We start from the raw sequence: 24,173 nt of genomic DNA, 5'->3' as shown, positions 1-24,173 counted from the left end.
GGGCGTCAACATCAGACAATGAGCGACGAGAGTCTCGCAGACCGAGTCGAGCAGTGGATGGTCGGGCAGATGCCGATCATCCAGATGCATGGCGGGACGAGCGTCGTGCGCGAGGCCGACCCGGAGACCGGCGAGGTCGTCGTCGAACTCGGCGGCACCTGCTCCGGCTGCGGCATCTCGAACATCACGGCCGACAACATCCGCCGCGACCTGATCATGGACTTCGACGAAGTCGACAATGTGACGGTTCGAACCGCCTCTTCGGGCGATAACGGTGCCTCCACGGTCGAGGGCGGCCGCGGCGGCGAACTGAAACACGAGACCGAATCCGCGAACCACTTCTGAGGCCGCCGGTCAAGGAGTCGCTTCTCCCGGTCCGTTCTTCCGTTTCGGCGCTCGTTTCCAGCCTCGCGGACTGGCACGTCTCTTCCTGCGTTACCACACTGATCTCGCTCGGCGCGTTGTCGACCACGTCCTCGCGCGCGCGCCACCGACGACAACCTCGCCGGCGGCGACTTGCACGCCGCGGACGCTCACCAATCCGATCGAAACGCCGTCTTCGACTCAGTTCTGGTTCCGCTCGTCGGCGTCGAACCAGCCGGTGACCGTCTGCTTGATCGCCCCGGTCGTGCTCCCGAGATTCACCATCTGGTAGCCGTTCGCTGCCTTCTCGTTGACGTCGTCCATGCCGAATCCGAGGCCTCCCACGGGAACGCCCGCGTCGACGGCCGCCGACCGGACCGTCTCGACGGCGTCCTGTACGTCCGGATGGTCGATTTCACCGGGACAACCGAGCGCCACAGAGAGGTCGAACGGGCCGATGAAGACGAACCCCAACTCCGGGACGGCGAGGATATCGTCTATGTTTTCGACTGATTCTTTGGTCTCGATGGTCACGCCGACAAGGGTTTCGTCGTCCGAAGTCGCGACGTACTCGTCAGCGAGTCCCCAACGGCTAGCACGCGGAGACGCCAGCCCTCGGTCACCGGGGCCGTCCTCGTAGCGGAACCGGGCGGACCGAACCGCGTCTCTGACTTCTTCGGCGGTTTCCACGCGAGGGAGGAACAGACTCCTCACGCCGAGGTCCAGCGACTTTCGGACGAGCGTCGGATCAGTACTGGGCAGGCGCACGAGCGGTTCCACGTCCGTCCGCTCGGCCGCGCGGAGCAGGTCTTCGATCTGTCCCGCGTTCCACGGATCGGGACCGCCGTGTTCGAGGTCGATCCAGACGAAATCCAAGCCGAGTTCGCCGTAGAACTCCATGAGCGTCGGACTGTACGTGTTGTCGAGTATCCCGAACGCGACGTTGCCGTCGTCCAGCGTCGCGGCCAGATCGTTTGTGGGTTGTGAAGCGTTCATATTCACGAGTTACTGAATTGAGAGGTATTCGCCGATAGGATTTAGGCGTTTTCCCGTCCGGAGTTCGACGTCGGATGCGTTTCGTTCGGCTCGCTTACAGCGCGTTCTCCAGCGCAGACGCGACGCTCCGCGCCTTCTTCGCCAGTGCCTCCGGCACGTCGCCGGTCGCCTCCGCCTCCCGCAGTTCGTCGTCGTCGACGCGCTCGACGGTCCCGTCCGCCCGCTTCACCACGTCGACGTGGAGGTCCACGTAGCGCGCGGCGTCCGGGAACACCTCGACCGGGGTACAGATGTTGACGTAGGTCCCCCGCACCGCGCCGTCGCGACCGCGGTACGTGGTCGGGTACCACCACCGGCCCTCCTTCAGGCTCGTCTCGGCGATGTCGCCGGCCTCGCGGGGCGTGCCGAGCCCGTCGTACGTGCCGCCGCCGGTCATCTCGCGCTCGACCGTGACCGAGCCGTCGGCCGCAGTCTCGGTGACGGTCCCCTCGCCGAGCGTGATCAGCCGGCCGTCCGGCTTTCCGTGTTCGATCCGGAGCGCGTCGCCCGCCGTCGGCCCGAACACGTCCGTCACCACCCCGAACGGGAACGCGGCCTCCGGGTCGGGATCGCAGAGCGCTTCCGCGAGGTCGACACCCGCTGAGGCATCCGCCGCCCCCGCTTTCAGGCGGTGGTGTCCCGGCATCGTCGCCGTCACGTCGCGGCGTCGGTCGTCGAGCGCGAACCGGCTCTCGCGTCCGAACCACACCCAGACGCCCGCGTTCGGCGACGCGACCGGCTCGTCGCGGAGGCGCTCTGCACCGCCGAGGACGCCGATGCCGCCCGCCGCGTCGACCGCCTCGTCCAGCCCCTCGGCGGCCGCGACGGCCCGCCGGAGCCCAGCCTCGAGCGCTTCGGTTCCGGCGTCGACCGCGGGCGGCTTCCACACCGCCCGCCACCCATCCGGCGGCTCCAGCCCGAGCAGGTCGACCATCCCCGCAAGCTCTCGGGCGGCCTCGTCGTCTCGGACGTCGACTCGAGTGCCGGAGCCCGGTTCGAGCGCCACGAGCCCGCCGCCGGCGCGCAGCGACCCGTCCAGCGACGAGCGGCGGTCCGTCCACGGCGCCGCGGAGTCGTCCACCCGCACCCGGACCGGGTCTCCCGTCTCAACTCTGTCGTCGACGCTCCCGTACGGGAGGTACCCCTCTGCGGTGGCGGGGTCACCGCCGTCGACGTCGCGCCCCGCGGCGCCGACGCGGAGCCGCACGACCGCGCCGCCGCCGAGCGTCTCGGTCACCTCGCCGTCGAGGACGGTTCCGGGCGGCGTCGGATCGGTCCACGCCAGCGCGTCGCGGCCGACTCCCGCGAGGCGGTCGCGAAGCGACGCCACCACCTCGGGGTCCCCGTGGACACCGACCCCCTGCCGGTCGTCCGTCGTCTCGATCCGAACGTCCGGGGGCGCGTTCTCGAACCCCTCCTCGAAACGCCGGCGGATCGGCGGCGACGCGTCGACGACCGCGTGCCCCGCGTTCAAAAGGAGCCGCGTCAGCGCCGTGGCGTAGATGCCGCGGACGCGAACGGTCGCGGTCACAGCTCCTCCGGGTCGCGGGCGAATCGGACCCGACCGTGGATCGTCTCACCCAGTGACAGCTCGACGAGAACGGGGCGCTCGGCGGCGTCTTCGTCCGCCTCGTCCGCCCCAGACGGCCGCAACACCCGGCCGTCCTCGACCGGGACGCCCCAGCCGTCGAGCGAGAGGTAGCCGCGGAGGTCGCCGCCGTGGGTGAACAGGTCGACGTCGGCAGTCGCGTGTTCCTGCGTCTCGGCGCTGCTGTGCGCCAATTCCATGTCGGAGTAGTACGGACCGTCGCCGGCGAAGAACGCTCGCAGGCGGTCGGCGTCCTCGGCGACCAGGTCGGTGACGCGGTCGGCGGCGGCCGCGACCGCGTCCGCGTCAAGCCCCGCTTCGCGGAGCGCCCGTTGGGTTCGCGGATCGAAGTGCATACCGTCCCTTCGTGCGCCGCGGTTTCAACTCCATCGGCTCGGAGCGTGCCCCCGACGCTCGCGGTGCGCCGGGGACGACCGCGGGGGCGGGTTACCGGGTCGGCCACGGCTTAAGTCGCCACGGATCGAACGACTCTCTATGCCATCTCGGTCCGACCCGGTCAAGTCGCGTGCCGACGACGACCAAGACCTCTACGACGTCGCCACGTGGGAGGAGCGCACCTCTCTCGACGGGCTCTCGGTCGCGCTCTACTGGCTCATCACTCGATCGGCGAAGGCGCTGGTCGTGTTCGTCGCCCTCCTGGGACTGCTCGCAATCCTCGGATCGTTCGGTCTCGGGCTGGTCTTCGACCCCGCCATCGCGATGCTCGTCGGTCTCTCGACGATTCCGGCGTTCGGCCTCGCCGCGTACGTGTACGTCTCCGACGTCACGACCGCTGAACCGCTCTCCCTGCTCGTGGCGACGTTCATGCTGTCGATTCTTACGGCGACGTTCGCCGCCGTCCTCAACAGCTTCGCGCAGCCTCTCTTCGCGCCGCTCGGGTTCCTCGGGTTTGTCCTCTTCTTCTTCCTGATCGTCGGCCCCATCGAGGAGACGGTGAAACTGCTCGCCGTCCGGCTGTACGCGTACACCGACGACCGGTTCGACGCCGTCGTCGACGGCGCGGTGTACGGGGCTATGGCCGGCCTCGGCTTCGTCGTCATCGAGAACCTCGTCTACATCGTTCAGAACGTCGATATGTCGGAACTGACGATCGGACTCGCCGTCCTCGGCGCGGGCGACGGGATCACGGCCCTCCGCGCGCTCGCCGGACCGGGCCACGTCGTCTATTCGGCGTTCGCGGGCTACTACCTGGGGCTGGCGAAGTTCAACCCCGAGAACCGCGGCCCCATCGTCGTGAAGGGACTCGTCATCGCCGCCGTGATCCACGGGCTGTACAACACCCTCGTCGGCCCGGTCATCTCGGTGGCTTCCGCACTGACCCCCCTCTCGCGGCTTTCGGCGCTGTTCGTCTTCGTCATCCTCTTTCAGGGGGCGTTCGGCTACGTCCTCCTGCGCAAGATCTGGCGCTACCGGGATGCGTACCTGGAGACGCGGGACTCGGTCGATCCGAACGTCAAACCGGAGATGACGGAGTTCGAGGACTGATCGGCGCCGCGTCTTTCGGGCGGGTCAGCCGGGCGGCGTCTCGACTCGCGAGCGGTCGCCCGTGCCGCCGGTGAGCGCGCTCGCGAGCGCCCCCTTCACGACGACCTCGTCGCCGAGGTCGGTGAGCCGAACCTCCGGGACGTTGATGAACACCATCTCGGAGAGTTTCTCGCGGACGGGGTCGAGCACCCGCTCGGGATTGTTGAGCGCGACCGCGCCGCCGACGCTCACGACGAGCGGGGCGTACGCGTGGATCACGTTGGCGACGCCCATCGCGTTCCAGTGAGCGACTTGGTCGATCACGTGGTCGGCGAAGATGTCGTCGTCGGCCGCCTCGAACACGTCGACCGCGGAGAAGTCGGGGTCGTCGATCGGCAGCGAGGTCTCGATCGGGTCCTCGGCGTGGAGTTCGCGGGCGTACTTCGGAATGTTGTTGCCGGAGCAGTACCCCTCCCAGTGGCCGTCGAGGCCGCACCCGCAGGTCATGAACCCGTGCGGGTCGACGGTCATGTGACCTACCTCGCCGGCGTTGCCGTCCCATCCCGAGAGGACGTTGCCGTCGACGGCGACCCCCGCGCCGATCCCGGAGGAGATCGTGAGGTACACCATGTCGTCGGGGTTGCGCTCGGCGTGGAAGCGCTCTCCGATGACCCCGGCCACGGTGTCGTTGTGGAGGTGGACCTCGTCGGTGTTGAGGAGTTGGGAGACTGGCCCGACGAGTGGAATCCGCTCGACGGTGTCCGGGAGGTTCGCCGGCCCCTGCACGACCCCGGCCGCGAGGTCGAGGGGGCCGATCGAGCCGATCCCGGCCGCGACGGCTTCGGTCGGGTCGATCTGCGCGGCCCCGCACGCGCCGCGGACGACGCCCAGCACGGCCTCCGTCACGGCGATGCCGTTCGGGCCGCGGGGTGTTCTGCGCTCGTCGGAACCGAGGATAGTCGCGGTCTCGTCGCCGACGACCGCCCGGACGTTCGTCGCCCCGAGGTCGACGCCCACGTAGTACATCGGCTAAACGCCCGTTCCGGTATCACTTAAGCGGGACGCTTCAGGAGACGGAGCGCCGCGACCGTCGTGCGGTCGCCGGCCGTCCGTTTACGCGGCCACTTCGCGCACGAAGGTCACGGGACACGGAGACGAGAGCATCACCTTCTGAGCGACGCTTCCGAAGACGGCCTTACCGGTCGGCGATCGGCTCCGACCGCCGACAACCACGCGGTCGGCGCCGATGGCCGTCGCCGCGTCGACGACCTCGTCGGCGTGGTCCCCGACCGCTCCGCGGACCGAATATCGGACGTCGGCGTCGGAGAGCGCCTTCGCAAGCGCTCGCGTCGTGGTGTGTCGCTCCGCGACGGCGTCCGGTGTCGATCCTTCGCTCGTCGGGTCGACGCCGATGTTCGATCGGACCGTGTCGAACTCCTCGTCGGTGAACACGTGGGTCAACACGACCTCCGCGCCCGCGGGCTCGGCGACCGCGATAGCCTCTTTCGCCAGCTGTTCGGTTCGCTTCTCGTCTTCGGTACCGACCGCCAGTAGCACTGTCTCGATGCTCATACACGTCCTTCGTCGGCCGTCGGCTTAACACTGTCGAAGTTTTAACTCAGTTCTGAATTAACTTTTGTTCGATCGATCCTGACAGTTCTCGCCAGCGTCTGAGCCGGTCGAGTCGGCAGAACCGCCCGTCTCGGACGCGCTCGGTGGCTCAACGAACAGCGGCTCGCCGCTCGGTCGCCCGTAGTCGACGATCCAGAACTGGCCGCGATACGCGCCCACGTTCTCCGGTTTGAGCTCGTCGAAGTGGAATCGGTCGCGGTACGGCGCCAGCGCCGTCCGAACGCGCTCGAGCGCCGCTTCCCGAACGTCCTCGTCCGGGGGGACGTCCGCGCGTGGCATGACGATCCAGTCGCCCTCCTCGTCGCCGCCGAGCACGGGGAGGAACGGGTGTGACCCGACCGCCGACCAGATCCGACGTTCGCGCCGGTTCTGTGGGCGTCCGTCGCCCATCTCAGCGGACGGCCCGTACCGGGCCAGTTTCGCGACGAGGCTTTCGTCGGCCGCCCGCGTCTCCTCGGCGACAGACCCGGGTAGCGAGACGGCGACGCGTCCCGTGCCGACACCGACGACCTCGGCCGACTCCCCCGCTCCGTCCGCCTCTCTGCGGGCATCGAGCTCCGCGAGCAGGTCGTCGAGGACCTCCCGCTCCCCCGGCGCGAGTTCGCGGAAGTAGGTCCTCGCCTCGCCCGCCGGCCACGACCACGTCCGCCCCGCGTACTCCCACTCGGTCTCCTCGACGGCAGCGCGGTCGAGCGCGCGCTGACGGGCCGCTCGCAGGCGACGAGCCGCGACCGAGAGCCGGTCCGCGAGCGCGGTCGGGATCGGGTCCTGACGCATTCGGTTTCCCTACCCGGCGGGCCGTCAATAGCCTGTCGTCGGTCGTCGTGCCTCGCGGCCCGCCGTTCGGCGAAACCTCCTTGCCGCGCGCTCCCGACTCTCAGCCGTGCACACGCTGTTCGTCAGACACGGGACGACCGAGTGGAACGAGGCCGGTCGGATACAGGGGTGGGCGCCCGTCGGCCTCTCGGCCCGCGGTCGCGAGGAGGCCGCACGGGTCGCCGACGCGCTCGTCGAGCGTCACGCCGTCGACACGGTCGTCGCCTCCGACCTCGCGCGGACCGTCGAGACAGCCGAACCGATCGCCGCGGCCGCCGGCGTCGAGGTAGAGACCGATCCGCGGCTCCGCGAGCGCGACTTCGGCGTGTTTCAGGGCCTCTCGTCCGGCGACTTCTTCGAGCGGTTCCCCGATTTCGATCTCTTGGAAAGCGGTCGGGACGCGGCCGAGCGCGCCCCCGAAAGCGGCGAGAGCTGGCTGGCAGTCCGAGAGCGCGTCCTGGAGGCAGCGGCCGACCTCCGCGCTCGCGACGGGACCGTCGTCGCCGTCACGCACGTGAACCCGATCCGGCTCCTCGTCGGCGACCACCGCGACCTCTCAGTCGTGCGGTCGCTCACGGAGTTGTCGGCCGACAACTGTTCGGTCACGGCGGTCGACGACGAGGGCGACGTCGTCCGCGCGGACGACCGATCGTATAAATAGCGGCGGCAATCAGTCCCGTCAGTAGTCTGGCGCGTCGTCCTCGACCTCGCGCTTCAGCGATTCGCGGCGGGACTTCGCGTCGCGGCCGGTCGCCTCCAGCAGGAACGCGTTTTTCGCGTCGACCGCGTCGGCGGCGGCGTCGGCGTTCCCCTCGGCGATGACGTCCTCGGCCGGGCGCTCCTCGAAGTGGACCGCGAGCTTGTCCTTCTTGCTGCCGTACTCGGTGGCGCCGGCGACGATGCGCTCGAAGACGGGGTTGTCGGGCTCACCGACGACGTACAGCTCGTGGCCCTGCCACTCCTCGGTTCCGGTGATCTCGCCGAAGTACTCCTCGATGGATCCTTTGAGGTCGGGCATGCGGTCGTCCAGATGCTCGCCGCGTCGCATCTTGTACTCCTTCATGCCGCGACCGTTCGACAGGGGGGCGTAAACCAGTTTCGTCACGGGGTCTTCAGCCCGCTGAGCACGCCGTTCCGAGTGGAGGGGGTCGGACGACCGACGGCGCGAGTCCGATCCTCGGCGAGTCAGATCGGACGTTCGGTGACGTAGCCGCGCTTGCACTCGGGACAGATGTCGCCCGCGCGCATGGAGTTGCCGTCGGCCGCTCGGGTCATCTCGCACTCGGGGCAGTGATACTCCGTCGTCGTCTCCGAGGTCGAGGTCTCCAGCGTCGGACTCTCGGCACGGGTTATCCCCGTCCCCGCGTCGCTCGCCGCCGACTCGTCGTCACGCGGCTCGATCGTTCCGCCGACCGCGTCGGCGTCACGCTCCGGCGCCTCGACGTACTCCGCGTCTTCGTCGTCCGGGACCGAGTCGGCGGCTTCCGGGGTGAGGCCACCGCTGAACTCGACGCCGTCGCCCGCGTCGCCGTCGCCGATCTCGGCGCTGAATCCCTCGTCCTCACCGGGCTGTTCGGGCCACGGCGTCGCGGTGCCGGGCGACTCTTCGGGCTCGTCGAGCGCCGGCCACGCGCCGCGCTCGCGCTCCGCCGCCGGTTCCTCCTCTTCGTCGAGGATCACGCCATCGTCCGTCTCCGCGCGCTGCTCGTCGTCGTCCGGCGACGACGCGTTCTCGACCTCCGGATACTCCGCGTAATCGTCGCTCCCACCGAGCGACCCCGCCTCGTCGTCCGGCCCCGATTCGAGGAGTTCCGCGCCGTCGTCTCCGTCGGCGGCGTCCTCGGCTTCCGTCTCGACAGCCACGTCGTCGTCGAGCGCGTCTGCGGGCTCTGAGTCGGCCGGTGCCGCGTCCGAAATCTCGTCGCTCGCCGCGTCGACGGGCTCCGCGTCCGGGGTCGCGGCCCCGTCGTCGATGATCACGGCGTCCTCGATGTCGCCGTCCGCGTCGACCGGTCCGACCTCGTCGGCGGGAGCGTGGCCGTCGCCGACGCTCGGTTCCATCGGCGCGGCGTCTGACGCCGGCGCGCCGGCCCCGGCGGCGGCCTCGTCGGCCAGTTGCTCCATCGTCGTGACCTCGGTGTTCTCGCTCACGACCTGCGTCTCACCGCAGCGAGCGCAGGTCTTCACCTCCGTGACGGTCGTGACGACCTCGTTCCCGTCTTCCTCGCGCTCGCGCCGTAGTTCGGGTTCGTCGAAGTCGTGCCCGAGCAGACACCTGAGTCCCATTATGCCCATCCTGCGGTGCCGAAGGTAAAAAACGCCCCGTCCGGTGTCAGACGCCCGGCGCACGCCGGTCCCGCGGCGCGTCCTCCCCGGTGCCTCCTTCGCGTCTCGGCTCGCGGCTTCTTATCCCCGTTCGCACCTCGGATCGCGGGCGGCAGGCGGTCGCGGTCGGTCGGCCGCGGTACCCAGACTCTTTGTGGGTCGGCCGCATACCGTACGGTCGTCTATGCCGACTGTATCCTATCAGGGAGAGGAGATCGAGTGCGAGAAGGGCGCGATACTGCGTGACGTTTTAAAAGAGGCCGGTCTCTCCGTCTACAACGGGAAGATGGAACAGCTCAACTGCCGCGGTATGGGGTCGTGCGGCTCCTGCGCCGTCCAGGTCGACGGCGAGGTCAGCGAACCCGGCAAAAAGGAGAAGATCCGTCTCTGGTTCCCCCCGCACCATCCGAGTCACGACGTCCGCCTCGCGTGCCAAACCCGCGTCGAAGGCGACGTCGAGGTAACCAAGGGCCGCGGGCTCTTCGGACAGCACATCTGATCCGGCCCTCGCCGAGCCGAACCCTCGAATTTTAGAGCTCTAGCCAGCGCTGCCGCTCGTCGTCGCCCGCCGAACCGATCGGCGGCGGCGACGCTCGGTGTCGTGATACAAACCCGCAGCGGACGTGAATCCGCGGCGGGCAGAAGTTTCGTTATCGCGTGTCAGAGTCGCGTTCGGCAGCAGCCGGACCGACCCACCTTATCGGATCGGCTTACTGCCGAACGACGTTGGACGCGCGCGGGCCCTTGGGCGAGGACTCGATGTCGAACTCGAGCTCCTGGCCCTCTTCGAGGTCCGGTCCTTCGACGTCTTCCATGTGGAAGAACACGTCGTCGTCAGCGTCGTCAGTCTCAATAAATCCGTAGCCGCCAGTGTCGTTGAAGAAGTCAACCTTTCCGGTCGCCATTACATCTCAACGAAAGCCCCCTTAAGACATAAGGATTGCGAGTGTACAGTTAACACGGCGGTAGGCGGGCATTTACACCCGTTTTCGGCGACTATCGAGACGATCGGTGACCGTACGGTGGAGTCGGTTCGGTGCCGCCGACCAATCACTCACTTCACCGGGCACCTCCGCCGTCGGAGGGACGCTTATCACCCACCGCCGTGATCGAACCGTCGTGTTTCGATCGATCAGAGCGAACGGACCGGCGCTCCTCGTCCCCGCCGCCTGGCTCGTCGTCGCCGCGGCGACCCTCGACGTCGTCTCGGCGCACACGCTGTTCGTCGCCCACGTCGTCATGAGCGTCCTGCTCGTCGCGTTCGTCGTCGCCTCGTGGGGCGACATGGCGACCGGCGTGCTCCGGGCGTGGAAGCTTGTGATCCTCGCGGGGACGCCCGTGACGCTCGCGGGGGTCGCGGGGTTCCTCGCGCTCGGTGACGGGGTGGTCCCGTCGAACGCCCTGCTGGCCGTTTCGCTCTTCGGCTGGGCGCTCCTCCCGGCGGCGGGGTTCGTCCACACCAGTCGCCGCGTCGAGGCGGGCGCGCGGATATACGCCGCCGGCGCCGTCTGTTGTGTCGTCGGTGCGATCGCGATCGCGGCCGCGCCCTCGGCGGCGTGGACCGCAGTCGGACTCGCGGTCGTCGGTGCCGGACAGACCGCCGGCATCCTCGACGCCACGCTGCGGTACTGACTCGCCGTCTATGCGCGCGCGAGCAGTGGGTCTGCCCCACAATACCTAACCGTTCGGCCCGTACGATTCGCATGGTCGACGTTGGTCCGGTCTATCTCACGATCTCGGGCGCGCTGCTCCTCGTCGCGCTCGCACTCGGCCTCCGCGTGCTCCGCGGCATCGTTCGCGAGGGGCGGGACCGACGGCGCCGTCGCCGCGCCGGCGAGATCGAGAAGTACACCGAAGACGAGGAGTACGGGCGGCGGCCTCGGGTCGGCCCCGACGGCGACTCAGGAGAGGCGGACGGGCCGACACGCCCCGACGATCGGAGCGAGCCGGGAGGCCCGAACGCCCCGGACGTCACCTGCCCCGGGTGCGGCGCGGTCAACGCCCCCGGATTCACGTACTGTCGTCGCTGCGCGGGGCCGCTTCGCTCGGAGACTTAACGCTTCGTGCCCCGTCTGACACCGTCGTCCTCGCTCTCTGACTCGGCTTCCGGGAGTGCGTGCCACCACGCCCACAGCACCAGCAGGGCCTGCATCGGGAGGCGCGCCAGCGCCGCGGCGCGGGCGACGCCGCCGAGGCGGTCGGGGACGAACTCGGCGGCCACGTCGTCGGTCGCCATGTAGACGTTCGCCGGGAAGACGGCGACCAGCAACGCGACGATTCCCCACGACGACGCGCGCCGCGTCCGGTCGAACTGCATTCCGACGCCGAGGAGGACCTCCGCAACCCCGGACAGGTAGACGAGCGCCCGCGGCCGCGGCAACTCGGGCGGAACGGCCCTGGCGAACGAGTTCGGCGCGAGGAAGTGAGCGACGCCGGCGACGATGTACGTTAGGCCCATCAGCCGGCTCAGGCCTCGCTTCCGTCGCGCGACCGGGCCGACGCGGTCGATCTGATCGTCGTCGTCGTCGCTCCCGTCGCGTTCGTTCGAGACGAGACCGACGCAGCGTGTTCCGAGTCGAGTGAGTGTCATGGTTGGGGACGGTGGACGCGTTCGGTGTGACCGACGTGCCGGTCGATACGTCCACCTGCGGCCGGACCGGCAAAATGGTTGGGTGCAACGATCGCGGTCGGCCGATCGACGGCCCGACTCCGAAGCGGTCGCACCGCTCGCGGACGACTCGTCGCCACGCGGTCGCCCGGCAGTACGTTCATTTCACCGCACCGCGAATCGTTCTCCCATGCCCGCAACCGTCCTCGTCGCCGTCGACGGCTCCCCGCTCGCCGAGCGCGCGTTCACGTACGCGCTCGAGACCTTCCCGGACGCGGTCATCACGGCGATTTACGTAATCAATCCGATCGACGCGGTCATCGACGTGGAGGTCGGCGGCCTGCCGGTTGCCGAGGGCTGGTACGAGAACGCGAAGGAACGAGCGACCGGCGTCCACGCGACGGTGACGGACCTCGCGGCGGAGCGGTCGACCGACATCGAGACGGTCACCGAAGTCGGGAAGCCAGCACGCGAAATCCTCGACTACGCCGCCGACCACGACATCGATCAGATCGTCATGGGCAGTCACGGTCGCTCGGGGATCGATCGGGCGCTCCTCGGAAGCGTCGCCGAGACGGTCACCCGTCGAGCGCGAATCCCGGTGACGATCGTCAGCTGAACCGTTCGGACCGGACGACTCAGGAGAGCACACCGGTGTCTCGAGCACGCGACTATAGGCGGTCAGCCGAAGACGGAATGACACACCGACAACACGAAACCGACGCACGCCGTAGGGGGGAGCCACGTGGCCGCTACTGAACACCCTCCACTCGCGACGTGTACGGTCCAGATCGAACGACGAGGCGGTCGCGGCGAAGCGGGGGCGCGCAGCCTCGAACGACACCTCCGGGACGTGCCCGGCGTCCACGACGCCGAGGTCTCGTTCAGAACGCAGAGCGCTCGGATCACGTACGATGATCGCGTCACCTCAGAGGCGGCGCTTCGAGACGCGATCCGCGAGCGCGACGTCTCGGTCCGCGACTCCCTCGACGCGAGGAGCGACGCGACGACCTCGCGCGCGGAACTCAGATGGGAGGCGGCGTTCGTCGGCCTGACGCTACTCGGCATGGCGACCGGCTTCGTGACGGGGTGGCTCGACGGACCGTCGCTCCTCGCGTGGGCCGGCTACGGCGTCGCGTACGCCTTCGGCGGGTGGTACGGACTCATGGGGGCCGTCGAGACCCTCCGACACCGCGCGGTCGACATCGACCTGTTGATGATCGTCGCCGCGCTCGGCGCGCTCTCTATCGGGGCCCCGTTCGAAGGCGCGATGCTCCTGTTCTTGTTCTCGCTATCGAACGCGCTCCAACACTACGCCATCGGCCGCTCGCGTCGAGCGATCCAGTCCCTCGTCGAGATGCGGCCGGACGAAGCGCAGGTCCTGCGCGACGGCGAGGAGGTCACCGTCCCGATCGACGACGTCGCCGTCGGCGACGTGTTCGTCGTCCGCCCGGGCGACAGAATCCCGCTCGACGGCGCCGTCACGTCCGGCGAGGGGACCGTCGATCAGTCGTCGCTCACCGGCGAGTCGGTGCCCGTGCCGAAGGAACCGGGCGACAAGGTGTTCGGCGGAACGATCAACGAGAACGGGAGCCTCGAAATCGAGGTCACGCGACGGGCCCACGAGTCGGCGATCAGCCGACTCATCCACATGGTCGAACGCGCCCAGAGCGAGAAGGCGCCCACGCAGCGGCTCATCGACCGGCTCGAACAGCCGTACGTACTCGGCGTGTTCGCGCTCACGCTCGCGGCTATCGCCCTTCCGATCGCACTCGGTAGCGAGTTCGCGGGGACCTTTTACCGGGCCATGACGCTCATGGTCGCCGCCTCGCCGTGCGCGGTGATCATCTCGACGCCCGCGGCGGTGCTCTCGGCGATCGCGTCCGGTGGCCGGCAGGGCGTCCTGTTCAAGGGCGGCGAACACGTCGAGGCCGCGGCGCGCATCGACGCGGTCGCCTTCGACAAGACGGGCACGCTCACGCAGGGCGACACGCAGCTGACCGATGTGTTCCCCCGTCCCGGCACGTCAGCCGGGACGCTGACCGAGGACGAACTGCTCTCCCTCGCGGCCGCGGTGCAGGCCCGGTCGGAGCACCACCTCGCGCGTGCAACCGTGAGAGCGGCGACCGAACGATCCCTCGACGTCGCCGACGCGGAGCGGTTTCAGTCGGTCGCCGGAAAAGGCGTCACGGCGGACGTCGGGGGGCGAACCACCCACATCGGGAACCGAAGCTACTTCGAGACCGTCCTCGGCGACGAGGTGATCGACGGGCTCGAACCCGGCTTCGACCGCCTCCGGACGTTGGAGGCCGAGGGGAAGACGAGCGTTCTCGTCGCACAAGAGCGTCACGGCGAACTCAGCGTGGTGGGGTGGCTCACGTTCACCGACGCAGTCCGCCCCGACGCCGCCGAGATGATCGCCGACATACGGTCGCTCGGTGTGGAGCACATCGTCATGCTGACGGGCGACAACGAGCGCGTGGCACGGCGGATCGCGGACGAGGTCGGCATCGACGACGTTCAGGCGGAACTGCTGCCGGAGGAGAAGGTGGCGACCGTCGAGGCGCTGATGGAGCGACACGGGACCGTGGCGATGGTCGGCGACGGCGTCAACGACGCGCCCGCACTCGCCACCGCGACGCTCGGCATCGCGATGGGCGGGGCGGGGACCGACGTCGCGCTCGACACGGCCGACGTGGTGTTGATGGGCGACGACCTCAGCAAGATTCCCTACGTCCTCGGTCTCGGCCGCAAGACCCGACGGACGCTCACGGTCAACCTCATCGTTGCCTTCGGTGCGATCGGGATCATGGTCGCCGCCATCCTCCTCCGCGGTATCCCGCTCCCGCTCGCGGTGGTCGGCCACGAGGGATCCACGGTCCTCGTCTCGCTGAACGGGCTCCGGCTGCTCGGCTTCCGCGGGTAACTCCCCGTTCACCCGATTGTTATCTGTGCGTAGCCCGTTCGATCCGGTATGCAGACGGTTCACCGACTCCTGCTGGCCGCAGGCTTCGTGGCGTTGTCCGGCATCGTGAGCCTGCTCGCGGCCCCCTCGCTTCCAGCCGCTCTCGTCACGAACTGGGACGCCGCCGGTGACCCGAACGGCACGATGCCGACGCTGCTCGCCCTCGGGCTGTTTCCCGCGTTGACGGCGGGAGTCGTCCTCCTGCTCGCCGTCGTCCCGCGGATCGACCCCCTCCGGGAGAACATCGCCGAGTTCCGGGCCTACTACGACTGGTTTATCGTCGTCTTCGCCGCCTACATGTTCGTCGTTCACGCCGGCATCGTCGCGTTCAATCTCGGCTACGAGTTCGACTTCACGTACCTGATTCTCGTCGCCGTGGCCGGACTGCTCTACTACGTCGGCGTCCTGATCACGCACGCCGAACAAAACTGGTTCATCGGCATCCGGACGCCGTGGACCCTCAGCAGCGAAGCGGTCTGGGACCGGACCAACGCGCTCGGTGGTCGGCTGTTCAAACTCACCGCCGTCCTCGCGCTCGTCGGCCTGCTGTTCGGCGAGTACGCCATCTACTTTCTCCTCGTCCCCGCGCTCCTGACGACCGGCGTCACCGTCGTCTACTCGTACTACCTCTACGAGCGGATCGAGCGAGGCTCGGACGCGACCTCGTGATCGAATCCGTAGCCCGTGGCACCCAGTTCCTCCGCCACAGCGAAGGGAAAGTACTCGACCGCATGCGACGGCTTCGACTGCTCGTAACCGGGCGTCTGTCATCACGTCGGCATACTGAACTATAACAAACCGGAGACTGAAGGGGACTGTGTAAATGGACCTGTGGTCCTCACGTACTGGTTTCATCTTCGCGGCCACCGGTGCCGCCGTCGGTATCGGGAACATCTGGCGCTTTCCGTCAGTCGTCGGTCGAAACGGCGGCGGTGCGTATCTGATTCCGTTCCTCATCGCCGTGTTCGTCTTCGCGGTGCCGCTCATGATCCTGGAAATCAACAGCGGCCGGCGGACACGTGCAGACATCGTCGCCACGTTCGGTGACCTTCGGCCACAATTCAGGATCTTCGGGTGGTTCATCGTCGCTATCGTCATTCTGATCCTCAGCTACTATCTCGTCATAACGGGTTGGATTCTCGCGTTCCTGGGATCCGCGATAACCGGAGGTGACATCTCGCTGGCTAGCTTCACCGCGACGTACGCACCGGTGTTTTCCTTCGTTCTCTCGCTCGGCATCGTTGCCGCCGTACTCTCCCTCGGGGTACGAGAGGGAATCGAACGATTGACCACCGTTCTCATGCCGCTCGTGTTCGTGATTCTTCTCGGTATGGCGGTCTTCTCGGTGACGTTGTCTGGATTTTCAGAAGGGGTGGCGTTCTTTCTGACGCCCGACCTCTCCGTGCTCACTGATCCGCTCATCTGGAGCGCCGCATTCGGACAGGCCTTCTTTTCGCTCTCGGCGGGAATGGGGATTCTCATCACGTATGGGAGTTACCTGGGCGAAGAGACGAACGTTCCCGAGGCGGCGGCTATCGTTGCCGTGGCGGACGTGGTCGTCGCCGTCTTGGCCGGCATCGTCATCTTTCCCATCGTCTTCACGTTCGACCTCGAACCGTCGCTCGGCACTGAACTGGCGTTCTCCACCCTTCCTGCGGCGTTCTCGCTCCTTCCGGGTGGCCGACTCGTTGCGGGGGCGTTCTTCGGCCTTCTCTTCGCGGCCGCGATCACTTCAGCCGTCTCAATGATGGAAGTCGGCGTCTCGACTGTTCGGGGTGCAACGCGGTTTTCACGGCGACAAGCGACAGCGCTCGTCTCCGTGTTGGTGTTCCTCCTCGGAATGCCGTCACTCCTGAGTTACACGCCGTTCCAACTCCACGTCTGGGGGACGCCCTTCCTCGACCTTCTCGATAACTCTGTCGGGGCGCTCGGACTGCCAGTCACCGCGCTTATTATCTCGATCGCGTTCGGCTATTTTGCGAGACACGAGGAGGTCCGGGTACCGCGCATCGAGCGATTGACTTCCGCGGCTACGAAATACCTCCTTCCCCCGGTTCTCGTTGTAATCATCGCCTCACAACTGTTTCTCGGGTTCGGTTTCCCCGGCTGGCATACGCTTCCCGGTAGTGCGCTGAGCCAAGGGCTCGTCTCCGCCGCGATCCTCGTCTGTATCGGTGTCCTGGCCTATCTCCTGCTTCGACTCCAACGAGCGGCGGCTAAGTGACGACGTCTGTGTTGGGTACTGCGACCGACAGTGCGAAATAGCATTCAGCGTTGATCGGTGTGGCCGTTACCGGTGAATCAGTGTGGTTCAGCTGCTTCTCTGTACGGACACGAGGCGCTTCGGGAGCGTTCGCGTGAGAGTGACACCGCGTAACGGATATGTGCGTGCGGTCTGGTTCCGCTATGCACCTGCTGGATACGCTCTTTCACCCCGTCGAACGATATGCGAATGCGCTCTCCGCGACCACCCACGGTCTCGTCGCCGTTATCTCGTTTTGCACCTTTGTCGGGGTCATCGCTCTGGGGTTCGTTCCGGTGACTCGCCGGATCGAGACGTCTGGCTACTCCACGGCAGAGTTGCAGGCCGCGACGAGTCGGGCGGACGTGGACACGATACTGCGGGCTTTCGAACCCGTTATGGACTCCGTGATGCTCCTCTCGGTTCTCGATTACATCTTCATCGTCGCAGGGTTCTTCTTGTTTTTCTCACTCCATTCGATCTCTCTGAAGACGCTGGCAGCTCACGACAGGCTCGTCCTCATCCCGAAGGTCGGGATGTGCTTGACGGTCGTCTCTCGACTGCTCGATTCGCTGGAGAACCTCTGGGTCATCCTCATCTACACGAATCCCGACGACTACGCGACCGTCCTGATCGGTCTCATGAACGCCTCTGAATCCTTGAAGTGGATGGTCGTCAGCATCGAATATCCGACGCTCGGCATCGCCGTCGTGCTCGTCCTGCTGACCCGGTTTACCGCACTGTTCGACGGCCGCTCAGAGAGTCCACAGTAGGTAGCATTGACATGCTCGACTCTGCTCACTCCCAGGAGTTGATCTATCTGGCGTGGTGAACGGATGAGATTCGCAGCACACGGGCCTCGTCTGACTAAAATTTCACCGTAGGTATCTCCCCAGCAAATATTTCAGGGGGGATCGAAGTTACCGTAATGGTGCGGTGGACACGACGGTCGCTCCTCCGAACGATAGGTGTATCGGGACTCGTCGGGGCCGCAGGCTGTTCCACATCGCTCCCCGGAGTGCCCCCACCAGAGCCCCGCGTCGATGTCCAGCCCAACTGGTTCGAACCCGGGCGGCTCGTCATCGACCCCGGTGAGACGGTCACGTGGTGGAACATCGAACTGCTCAAGCATACTGTTACGGCCTACGAAGGTCGTATCCCCGACGAGGCGAGCTACTTCGCGAGCGGCGGATTTGACGCCGAAATCGCCGCTCGAGCCGACCAGTCGGAGACCGGACTCCTTCGTCCGGGCGATCGCTTCGAGCACCAGTTCACCGTTCCCGGACACTATCACTACTGTTGTCTGCCGCACGAGGATTTCGACACGATGGCCGGAACAATCGTCGTTCGAACGCCGACGGGCGAGATTCCGCCCCATCCCGAGATCGTCCAGCCCGATACCGACCACGTCGTCCAGATGGGCCTGACGACCTATTATCCAGAATCATTGACGGTTCGCCCGGGCGACAGCGTCGGCTGGGTGAACGGGACCGGAATCGCCCACTCCGTCACCGGTGAGGACGGCGGACAGGCGATTCCAGAGGGTGACGACAGAGAGTTCCCGGAGAACGGCGAGTACTTCGCCAGTGGGGGGTTCGATTCGGCGGAGGCTGCGGTCGAGGACTGGCTGACGGCGCGGAAAGGCGATATCCTCCCTGAGGAGCCTTTCGTTCATACGTTCGAGGAACCAGGAACGTACCCGTATCTGTGCCTCCTGCACGCTCTCAATATGGCGGGGACCGTGACTGTACGTGATGTGTAAACTGCTGTCGAACGGCCCTCCTATTTCCCCTTTTGAGGAGGTCCGTCACGTCCCGCATACGCGCGCTAACTCAATAAGCTGCTGTCCTACTCGGCTACCTCGTACTGGTGTTCTACGATTCCGCTGTCAAACACCGTCGTGCCGACCAGATCCACTCTCTGTTCGTCGTATCCGCCCGAAAACAGTGGGATGCCATCCCCCAACAGAATCGGGATGAATGACAATCGAATCGCGTCGATCTCGCGTTCTCGGAAAAACGATTGTGCGAGGTGTGCACCGCCGACCACCCACACGTGGGAATACCGCCGTCTGAGTTCAGGGACAAGATCAGCTACCTCTCGACTAACGAACCGTACTGCCTCGGTTGCGGGTGAGAGGTTTCTATGGGTAAACACGTACGTCGGCTTGTCTCCGTACGGCCATTCACCGAAGCTGAGAACTTGTTCGTAGGTTGTCGCCCCCATCACGAGACAGTCCACGGTCTCGAAGAATTCGGCATATGCCTCGGCCTCCCCGTCGCCGTCTGGTTCTGTTTGAAACTCGTCCAACCAGTCAACGCTACCGTCCGCGTCGGCAACATAGCCGTCTACGCTGGTTGCGATGTAGAGCGTAATTTCACTACTCACAGCATCTATCTGAGGCGTCCCATCGAATTAAGCGTAGCAGACGGAGCAGAGTGCTGAACACAACCTCTTTATCTCCCACACCAATAGTGTCAACAAGTGTGACTTTCAACGGAGCCACTTATCTGAGATCGATCGGTAGAACCGATTATGAGCGGTGAACGACCGGAAACGAACGCCGAACAGCGGGATCTGCGACTGGTCGGTGCGTTTCTCTTACTGACGTTCGGTTGGTCGTGGGGGTTCTGGGGGCCCGAGGCGCTCGCCGCCGAAGGGTTCGTCGAGAGCGTTCCTGCCCTACCAGAACTCGGAGCTTTCGGCCCAACCGTTGCCGCCTTCGTTCTCGTCACGTACGCGAACGGAATCGCCGGGGCGCGACGACTCGCCCGACGCGCAGTTCGCATCGATTTCCCCAAACGCTGGCTGATTCCGGCGCTGTTCCTGTCCCCGGCCGTCGTCTTCATCGCACTCGGCGTCGCCATCGCCACGGATGCCTCGCTCTCGTTTCCCTGGGCGGACAATCCGATTGTCCTTCCAATCGCGTTCGGTGTCATCTTCTTTCTCGGTGGTCCAGTCCAAGAAGAGTTCGGCTGGCGAGGATACCTTCTTGACCCCTTACAAGAGCGACTTTCGGCACTTGGTGGCGGTCTCGCTGTCGGCCTCATCTGGGCTCTCTGGCACGTACCGCTGTTTTTCATCCCGAGCGAGACCATCTACTACCAGCATCCGTTTCTCGGGTTCGCAGTCTCCATCACGCTCCTCTCCGTGCTCATCACCTGGGTGTACAACAACACTAACGCCAGCCTCCTCCCCGCCCTCCTCTTTCACGCCTCGTTCAACTGGTCGCAGGGCATGTTCCCGATACTCAACTCCGATCCAGCGAGCCTCACGCTCGTTGGACTCCTCGCTCTCACTACGGTCGCCGTCGTCCTCTACTGGGGTCCCGCCAGACTGGTTCGCACGGAACGCGAGTAGCATCTGCGAACAACGCCGTGAAGCCCATCGGATTGTATCCATCGAATGTTTCACAGTCGCGGCTCGCAGTTGGGAACTCGGTTCGAAGAACTCGACCCTATCTCGCCCGCTGTGGGGAAATGGAACGTGATGCAGACATTCCGAACGCGGTATCGCGACGACAGCGACCTGACGCCATTGACTCCTGTCGGGAACCTCGACGTACTCGTCGCGTCGGATGGCTCAAGAGACGTGCTGAACGATTTCGTCGCGCAGATATTCGAGGTAGTTCGCCGAGTCGTACCCATTCGGGCGATACACCTCGACGTAGCCGCTTTTCGAGGCGGTCATTTTCACGTCGTTCCCGTTGTATCGGTACGAGAGTCCGACCTGATTCAACGTCGAGTCACGGAGGACATCCTCCAAATCGAGGTCCGTGCGCAGGTTCTTCCCGTGGAAGATTCCGTTGACGCCGTCCTCGCCCGTCCCGTGAAAGCCAGCCTTCCACGGCGTCGCGCTCTCGTGGCTGGCGAAGAAGGCGTCGAGGTTCAGCGTCGCTCGCTCGACGTCGGTGCCGGTATCCTCGGCGATCAGGTCGAACGCGAAGGTACCCTCACCGCTGCCGACGGCGACGAACTCGCCGGCGACGCCGACGAATTCGGTGTGGTGGGTTTCGGGATGTGCCTCCTCGGTGACGTGAATCGCCCCGTTCTCGATGGTCGTCGTCGATCGGTCTCTGAGTGTGGTGGCGGCGGCCCGACCGGCGAAGGCCATGTCGCCGCCGGGCAGCGAAAACACGCGATCGATGGTCAGACACCGTTCCAGGTCGTGGCCATCCTGCGAGACGGTGTCGGTGAACGAGTCGACTACGTTGAACGTCCCGTCGACGATACCGACTACTCCTGCCTTCATACACTCGCTTCGTTACAGGGTGATACTATAACGCTTGATGTTATCGACAGCCACACTGTGTCGTGCCCACGGCTCGACGACGAGGGGACACACCGGGCTCAGTTCTTCGCTATCGCAAATTGCGAGACGTTGCAGCCCCTGCACTGTTAGCGGCTGTGATCGATCGAATTGCGGGCGATTTGTAGGATGGCGAAGACACGCTCGGTCATCGTTCGACCGGTAACAGGATGTCGCCTTCCCGATTTGAACGCCGTGAGACCTGCTCGCTTCGCTGCGCGCAACTCACGAGGACACATCCCGTCGAGAGCAGTACTGTGGCCGACGGCTCACTCGCTGGCGCTCACGGGTCGCTACGCTCTCCGTTCGCGTGGTCGGCCGCAGAAACATGCCGCCTCCCCGATTTGAACGGGGGACAGCTCGATCTTCAGTCGAGTGCTCTCCCAGTCTGAGCTAAGGCGGCTCGCATGGTGACCAATGCCGATTCGAGACAAAAGGATTTCGAAAGGCGGCGGGGAGGCCGACGATTTCGACTGTCCCTCGCTCCTCCTCCGAATTCGTCCACAGCCGCGGCGCTTACGAGTCTGTTCGCGCCGCGAAAATGGGACCGCCCGGATTCGAACCGAAACCGAACGTGCTCGCTCCGCCGTCGCTGCGCGCGTCCGGTAGGGTTCGAATCCGCTCCACGGCTGCTGCTCGCGACATTGCTCGCAGCAGCAGGATGGGACCGCCCGGATTCGAACTGAATCGAGACCTCGCTTTGCTCGGTCTCGCCGAGTTCGAACCAGCCGCTCTGCATTTCTGGCTCCTCGCGTGTGCTCGTCGCACAGAAATGGGACCGCCCGGATTCGAACCGGGGTCACGGGCACCCAAGGCCCGGAGTATACCACTAACCCACGGTCCCGCGTTCATACGTACCCGCATCGGCCGCTAAAGCGTTTCGTTGCGCGACGAGGGTCGTTCCTCGCCGCCGCCGCGGCGTTCGCCGGCGCTACACTCCCCAGAAAAACGCGATTCCAAGGGTTGTTACGACGGTCAACAGGGCCTGAAGGGGGGCACCGAGCCGGAAGAAATCGGTGAACGCGTAGCCGCCCGGCCCGTACACCATCAGGTTCGTCTGGTACCCGATCGGCGTCAGCATCGCCGTCGACGCCGCGAACGTCACCGCGAGCACGAACGAGAACGGGTCGGCACCGATCGCCTCCGCGGTGTCGATGGCGACGGGGATCATCAACACGACACTCGCGTTGTTGCTGATCACGTTGGTGACGAGGGCCGTGAACAGGTAGAACAGCCCGAGTACGACGACCGCGTCGAGTCCCCCGGAGAACGAGACGACGACGTCCGCGAGCCACGCCGCGGCCCCCGTCCGTTCCATCGCGACCCCGAGCGGGATGAGCCCGGCCAGCAGGAAGATCACGCTCCAGTCCACGGAGGAGTAGACCTCGTTCGGCTTCACGCAGCCCGTACCGACCATCGCCACGATCCCGCCAAGCGCGCTCACGAAGATCGGGACGACGTTCAGGGCGGCGACCGCGATCACGGCGGCGACGATCCCGAGCGCGACTGGAATTTTCTCGGTCCGGAAGTCGCGCCGCGTGAGTCGCCCTCCGACGACGAAGTTTCGGTCGTTCCCGAATCGACGGATCGTCTTCTCCGTCGCCTGTAACAGAAGCGTGTCGCCGGCCCTGAGCGGCCGTTCGTCCATCCGAACGTGGATGACGCGCCCCCCGCGCCGGATCGCGAGCACCGTCGCGTCGTACCGTTCCCTGAAACCGAGCGTCTCCAGGGTCTCGCCCACGAACGGGGCCTCCGGCGAGATGATCACCTCGACGAGGTTCTGTTCCGTCTCCGCCTCAAGCGCCTCGGTGTCGGTCGTCAACTGCGCCTCGCTCACCGTCGCGTCCGGCGCGAGGTCGAGCCCCTCGGCGTCGACGAGCGTCATGAGGCTCTCCTGATCGGTCCGCAACACGAGCACGTCGCCCTCCCGGATCTCTTTCGGCCCGAGCGGCTCCGTGAACGCCCGGGTGCCCCTGACGAGTTGGACGATGTCGGCGTCGATGTCGAGCGTCTCGATGCTTCGGCGCACGGTCTGTCCGACGAACGGCGAGTCGCCGCGCACGACCACCTCGGTCAGGTACTCGGCCATCCCGAACTCGTCTATCAGTTCCTCGTCGAACCGCACGCGCTCGGGGAGGAGATACGGACCGGCGATCGCGAGGTACGCGCCCCCGGTAAGCAGCACGACCGCGCCAAGCCGCGTGAACTCGAACATCGAAAAGGGATGGTCGAGCAGGCGCGCCGAGACGTCGGAGGCGAGGACGTTCGTCGATGTCCCGATCAGCGTCAGCATGCCGCCGAGCATCGACATGAACGATATCGGCATCAGGAGCCGCGAGGGCGAGACGCCCGTCTTCTCCGAAATCGTGCTCACCATCGGGATCATGATGGCGACGACCGGCGTGTTGTTGATGAAGCCGGCCGTCCCGCCGGCGAGGCCGAGCACCGCGAGCAGCTGCTTCGACGGGCTCTCGCCGAATCGCTCGGCGATCCACAGCCCGATCCGGTTTATCAGCCCGGACTGCCGGATCCCCTCGCTGAGCACGAACATCGCCAGGACGGTCAGCGTCGCCGAACTGGCGAATCCGCCGACGCCGGTCACTGGGTCGACGCGGGTCCACGGCTCCAGCGCGACGAGCGCGACCATCACGCCGACGGCGGTGATGTCGATGGGGATCGGCTCGGCGACGAACAGCACGAGCGCGACCGCGACGACGGCGAACACGAGGAGGATCTCCGTGGTCAACGGCGCGACCGTCGCCGGGACCGGGACCGCGCACGGATCCCCGCACCAGTGCATGGCGAA

General features: G+C 66.1%; 26 protein-coding genes and 2 tRNA genes. 13 read left to right on the top strand and 15 right to left on the bottom strand.

Annotated elements, in window-relative coordinates:
* Positions 1-18 precede the first annotated feature (18 nt).
* Positions 19-345, top strand: a complete 327-nt coding sequence (locus ACNS84_RS12275) for a NifU family protein (protein ID WP_435075149.1) — start codon at positions 19-21, stop codon at positions 343-345.
* 219 nt (positions 346-564) lie between these two features.
* Here the strand turns inward: ACNS84_RS12275 and ACNS84_RS12270 are convergent, their stop codons facing one another.
* From ACNS84_RS12270 to ACNS84_RS12260, 3 genes are all read right to left on the bottom strand, one after another.
* Positions 565-1,359, bottom strand: coding sequence for an HpcH/HpaI aldolase family protein (locus ACNS84_RS12270; RefSeq protein WP_435075148.1), 795 nt, complete (start codon positions 1,357-1,359; stop codon positions 565-567).
* 94 nt (positions 1,360-1,453) lie between these two features.
* On the bottom strand, positions 1,454-2,929 hold the full coding sequence (locus ACNS84_RS12265) for a ribonuclease FAU-1 family protein (protein WP_435075147.1): 1,476 nt from the start codon (positions 2,927-2,929) through the stop codon (positions 1,454-1,456).
* Positions 2,926-3,342, bottom strand: coding sequence for a DUF7532 family protein (locus ACNS84_RS12260; protein WP_435075146.1), 417 nt, complete (start codon positions 3,340-3,342; stop codon positions 2,926-2,928). The genes ACNS84_RS12265 and ACNS84_RS12260 overlap by 4 nt, the downstream gene beginning before the upstream one ends.
* 139 nt (positions 3,343-3,481) lie before the next feature.
* On the opposite strand from ACNS84_RS12260, the gene ACNS84_RS12255 reads away from it, so the two are divergent.
* The gene (locus ACNS84_RS12255; protein WP_435075145.1) at positions 3,482-4,492 is read left to right on the top strand and encodes a PrsW family intramembrane metalloprotease; all 1,011 of its coding nucleotides are present in this window, start codon (positions 3,482-3,484) and stop codon (positions 4,490-4,492) included.
* A gap of 24 nt (positions 4,493-4,516) precedes the next feature.
* Here the strand turns inward: ACNS84_RS12255 and ACNS84_RS12250 are convergent, their stop codons facing one another.
* From ACNS84_RS12250 to ACNS84_RS12240, 3 genes are all read right to left on the bottom strand, one after another.
* Entirely contained in the window at positions 4,517-5,497 is a 981-nt protein-coding gene (locus ACNS84_RS12250) for an ROK family protein (protein WP_435075144.1), read from the bottom strand.
* A gap of 87 nt (positions 5,498-5,584) precedes the next feature.
* A complete protein-coding gene (locus ACNS84_RS12245; RefSeq protein ID WP_435075143.1) occupies positions 5,585-6,043 on the bottom strand; it encodes a universal stress protein in 459 nt (152 codons plus the stop codon).
* A 57-nt stretch (positions 6,044-6,100) separates the two neighbouring features.
* Entirely contained in the window at positions 6,101-6,880 is a 780-nt protein-coding gene (locus tag ACNS84_RS12240; protein WP_435075142.1) for a hypothetical protein, read from the bottom strand.
* Between the two features lie 106 nt (positions 6,881-6,986).
* Between ACNS84_RS12240 and ACNS84_RS12235 the strand changes: the two genes are divergently transcribed.
* Positions 6,987-7,580 carry a histidine phosphatase family protein gene (locus tag ACNS84_RS12235; RefSeq protein ID WP_435075141.1) on the top strand — a complete coding sequence of 198 codons (594 nt, stop codon included), beginning with the start codon at positions 6,987-6,989 and terminating at the stop codon, positions 7,578-7,580.
* Between the two features lie 18 nt (positions 7,581-7,598).
* On the opposite strand, the gene ACNS84_RS12230 is transcribed toward ACNS84_RS12235, so the two are convergent.
* Positions 7,599-7,982: a DUF5611 family protein gene (locus ACNS84_RS12230; RefSeq protein WP_435075140.1), complete on the bottom strand. Its 384-nt coding sequence runs from the start codon at positions 7,980-7,982 to the stop codon at positions 7,599-7,601.
* Positions 7,983-8,104: 122 nt separating this feature from the next.
* Positions 8,105-9,205, bottom strand: a complete 1,101-nt coding sequence (locus ACNS84_RS12225; RefSeq protein WP_435075139.1) for a DUF7093 family protein — start codon at positions 9,203-9,205, stop codon at positions 8,105-8,107.
* 223 nt (positions 9,206-9,428) lie between these two features.
* Here ACNS84_RS12225 and ACNS84_RS12220 point away from each other — a divergent pair, with 223 nt between their 5' ends.
* Complete coding sequence (locus ACNS84_RS12220) at positions 9,429-9,743, top strand: 2Fe-2S iron-sulfur cluster-binding protein (RefSeq protein ID WP_435075138.1); 315 nt, start codon at positions 9,429-9,431, stop codon at positions 9,741-9,743.
* Between the two features lie 211 nt (positions 9,744-9,954).
* Here the strand turns inward: ACNS84_RS12220 and ACNS84_RS12215 are convergent, their stop codons facing one another.
* Entirely contained in the window at positions 9,955-10,149 is a 195-nt protein-coding gene (locus tag ACNS84_RS12215; protein ID WP_004048101.1) for a cold-shock protein, read from the bottom strand.
* Positions 10,150-10,363: 214 nt separating this feature from the next.
* On the opposite strand from ACNS84_RS12215, the gene ACNS84_RS12210 reads away from it, so the two are divergent.
* Complete coding sequence (locus tag ACNS84_RS12210; RefSeq protein WP_435075137.1) at positions 10,364-10,876, top strand: hypothetical protein; 513 nt, start codon at positions 10,364-10,366, stop codon at positions 10,874-10,876.
* A gap of 71 nt (positions 10,877-10,947) precedes the next feature.
* Positions 10,948-11,301 (top strand): DUF7577 domain-containing protein, encoded by a 354-nt coding sequence (locus ACNS84_RS12205; RefSeq protein ID WP_435075136.1) that lies wholly within the window; start codon positions 10,948-10,950, stop codon positions 11,299-11,301.
* Here ACNS84_RS12205 and ACNS84_RS12200 read toward each other — a convergent pair.
* Positions 11,298-11,834, bottom strand: a complete 537-nt coding sequence (locus ACNS84_RS12200) for a DoxX family protein (protein ID WP_435075135.1) — start codon at positions 11,832-11,834, stop codon at positions 11,298-11,300. The two genes, ACNS84_RS12205 and ACNS84_RS12200, sit on opposite strands and share 4 nt — an antisense overlap.
* Before the next feature lie 208 nt (positions 11,835-12,042).
* On the opposite strand from ACNS84_RS12200, the gene ACNS84_RS12195 reads away from it, so the two are divergent.
* The 6 genes from ACNS84_RS12195 to ACNS84_RS12170 all read left to right on the top strand — a co-directional run bounded on the left by ACNS84_RS12195 (position 12,043) and on the right by ACNS84_RS12170 (position 18,821).
* Positions 12,043-12,471 carry a universal stress protein gene (locus ACNS84_RS12195; protein ID WP_435075134.1) on the top strand — a complete coding sequence of 143 codons (429 nt, stop codon included), beginning with the start codon at positions 12,043-12,045 and terminating at the stop codon, positions 12,469-12,471.
* A gap of 126 nt (positions 12,472-12,597) precedes the next feature.
* Positions 12,598-14,778, top strand: coding sequence for a heavy metal translocating P-type ATPase (locus ACNS84_RS12190; RefSeq protein WP_435075133.1), 2,181 nt, complete (start codon positions 12,598-12,600; stop codon positions 14,776-14,778).
* Positions 14,779-14,826: 48 nt separating this feature from the next.
* A complete protein-coding gene (locus tag ACNS84_RS12185) occupies positions 14,827-15,486 on the top strand; it encodes an SdpI family protein (RefSeq protein WP_435075132.1) in 660 nt (219 codons plus the stop codon).
* Positions 15,487-15,640: 154 nt separating this feature from the next.
* Entirely contained in the window at positions 15,641-17,041 is a 1,401-nt protein-coding gene (locus tag ACNS84_RS12180) for a sodium-dependent transporter (protein WP_435075131.1), read from the top strand.
* A 182-nt stretch (positions 17,042-17,223) separates the two neighbouring features.
* Positions 17,224-17,832 carry a hypothetical protein gene (locus ACNS84_RS12175; RefSeq protein WP_435075130.1) on the top strand — a complete coding sequence of 203 codons (609 nt, stop codon included), beginning with the start codon at positions 17,224-17,226 and terminating at the stop codon, positions 17,830-17,832.
* 155 nt (positions 17,833-17,987) lie between these two features.
* A complete protein-coding gene (locus ACNS84_RS12170) occupies positions 17,988-18,821 on the top strand; it encodes a cupredoxin domain-containing protein (protein ID WP_435075129.1) in 834 nt (277 codons plus the stop codon).
* Positions 18,822-18,907: 86 nt separating this feature from the next.
* Here ACNS84_RS12170 and ACNS84_RS12165 read toward each other — a convergent pair whose 3' ends face one another.
* Positions 18,908-19,447 (bottom strand): dihydrofolate reductase family protein, encoded by a 540-nt coding sequence (locus ACNS84_RS12165; RefSeq protein WP_435075128.1) that lies wholly within the window; start codon positions 19,445-19,447, stop codon positions 18,908-18,910.
* 147 nt (positions 19,448-19,594) lie between these two features.
* Here ACNS84_RS12165 and ACNS84_RS12160 point away from each other — a divergent pair, with 147 nt between their 5' ends.
* Positions 19,595-20,419, top strand: coding sequence for a CPBP family glutamic-type intramembrane protease (locus tag ACNS84_RS12160; RefSeq protein ID WP_435075127.1), 825 nt, complete (start codon positions 19,595-19,597; stop codon positions 20,417-20,419).
* 222 nt (positions 20,420-20,641) lie between these two features.
* Here the strand turns inward: ACNS84_RS12160 and ACNS84_RS12155 are convergent, their stop codons facing one another.
* The 4 genes from ACNS84_RS12155 to ACNS84_RS12140 all read right to left on the bottom strand — a co-directional run bounded on the left by ACNS84_RS12155 (position 20,642) and on the right by ACNS84_RS12140 (position 24,167).
* Complete coding sequence (locus ACNS84_RS12155) at positions 20,642-21,310, bottom strand: hypothetical protein (protein ID WP_435075126.1); 669 nt, start codon at positions 21,308-21,310, stop codon at positions 20,642-20,644.
* A gap of 386 nt (positions 21,311-21,696) precedes the next feature.
* Positions 21,697-21,770: transfer RNA gene (locus tag ACNS84_RS12150), tRNA-Phe, on the bottom strand.
* A gap of 370 nt (positions 21,771-22,140) precedes the next feature.
* Positions 22,141-22,211, bottom strand: a tRNA-Pro gene (locus ACNS84_RS12145).
* Positions 22,212-22,298: 87 nt separating this feature from the next.
* Positions 22,299-24,167 (bottom strand): SLC13 family permease, encoded by a 1,869-nt coding sequence (locus tag ACNS84_RS12140; protein ID WP_435075125.1) that lies wholly within the window; start codon positions 24,165-24,167, stop codon positions 22,299-22,301.
* Positions 24,168-24,173 lie beyond the last annotated feature (6 nt).

The sequence above is a fragment of the Halorubrum wangae genome (assembly GCF_051194135.1).
In the GTDB taxonomy this organism is placed as follows: domain Archaea; phylum Halobacteriota; class Halobacteria; order Halobacteriales; family Haloferacaceae; genus Halorubrum.
This window is presented reverse-complemented; position numbering and strand designations above follow the sequence as displayed.

Coding starts and splice junctions, on each gene's coding strand:
- ACNS84_RS12260 (WP_435075146.1), bottom strand. CDS start 3,342: ATGCACTTCGATCCGCGAACCCAACGGGCGCTCCGCGAAGCGGGGCTT.
- ACNS84_RS12160 (WP_435075127.1), top strand. CDS start 19,595: ATGAGCGGTGAACGACCGGAAACGAACGCCGAACAGCGGGATCTGCGA.
- ACNS84_RS12230 (WP_435075140.1), bottom strand. CDS start 7,982: ATGAAGGAGTACAAGATGCGACGCGGCGAGCATCTGGACGACCGCATG.
- ACNS84_RS12200 (WP_435075135.1), bottom strand. CDS start 11,834: ATGACACTCACTCGACTCGGAACACGCTGCGTCGGTCTCGTCTCGAAC.
- ACNS84_RS12155 (WP_435075126.1), bottom strand. CDS start 21,310: ATGAAGGCAGGAGTAGTCGGTATCGTCGACGGGACGTTCAACGTAGTC.
- ACNS84_RS12270 (WP_435075148.1), bottom strand. CDS start 1,359: ATGAACGCTTCACAACCCACAAACGATCTGGCCGCGACGCTGGACGAC.
- ACNS84_RS12140 (WP_435075125.1), bottom strand. CDS start 24,167: ATGCACTGGTGCGGGGATCCGTGCGCGGTCCCGGTCCCGGCGACGGTC.
- ACNS84_RS12220 (WP_435075138.1), top strand. CDS start 9,429: ATGCCGACTGTATCCTATCAGGGAGAGGAGATCGAGTGCGAGAAGGGC.
- ACNS84_RS12240 (WP_435075142.1), bottom strand. CDS start 6,880: ATGCGTCAGGACCCGATCCCGACCGCGCTCGCGGACCGGCTCTCGGTC.
- ACNS84_RS12245 (WP_435075143.1), bottom strand. CDS start 6,043: ATGAGCATCGAGACAGTGCTACTGGCGGTCGGTACCGAAGACGAGAAG.
- ACNS84_RS12205 (WP_435075136.1), top strand. CDS start 10,948: ATGGTCGACGTTGGTCCGGTCTATCTCACGATCTCGGGCGCGCTGCTC.
- ACNS84_RS12275 (WP_435075149.1), top strand. CDS start 19: ATGAGCGACGAGAGTCTCGCAGACCGAGTCGAGCAGTGGATGGTCGGG.
- ACNS84_RS12215 (WP_004048101.1), bottom strand. CDS start 10,149: ATGGCGACCGGAAAGGTTGACTTCTTCAACGACACTGGCGGCTACGGA.
- ACNS84_RS12225 (WP_435075139.1), bottom strand. CDS start 9,205: ATGGGACTCAGGTGTCTGCTCGGGCACGACTTCGACGAACCCGAACTA.
- ACNS84_RS12180 (WP_435075131.1), top strand. CDS start 15,641: ATGGACCTGTGGTCCTCACGTACTGGTTTCATCTTCGCGGCCACCGGT.
- ACNS84_RS12195 (WP_435075134.1), top strand. CDS start 12,043: ATGCCCGCAACCGTCCTCGTCGCCGTCGACGGCTCCCCGCTCGCCGAG.
- ACNS84_RS12175 (WP_435075130.1), top strand. CDS start 17,224: ATGCACCTGCTGGATACGCTCTTTCACCCCGTCGAACGATATGCGAAT.
- ACNS84_RS12170 (WP_435075129.1), top strand. CDS start 17,988: ATGGTGCGGTGGACACGACGGTCGCTCCTCCGAACGATAGGTGTATCG.
- ACNS84_RS12250 (WP_435075144.1), bottom strand. CDS start 5,497: ATGTACTACGTGGGCGTCGACCTCGGGGCGACGAACGTCCGGGCGGTC.
- ACNS84_RS12185 (WP_435075132.1), top strand. CDS start 14,827: ATGCAGACGGTTCACCGACTCCTGCTGGCCGCAGGCTTCGTGGCGTTG.
- ACNS84_RS12255 (WP_435075145.1), top strand. CDS start 3,482: ATGCCATCTCGGTCCGACCCGGTCAAGTCGCGTGCCGACGACGACCAA.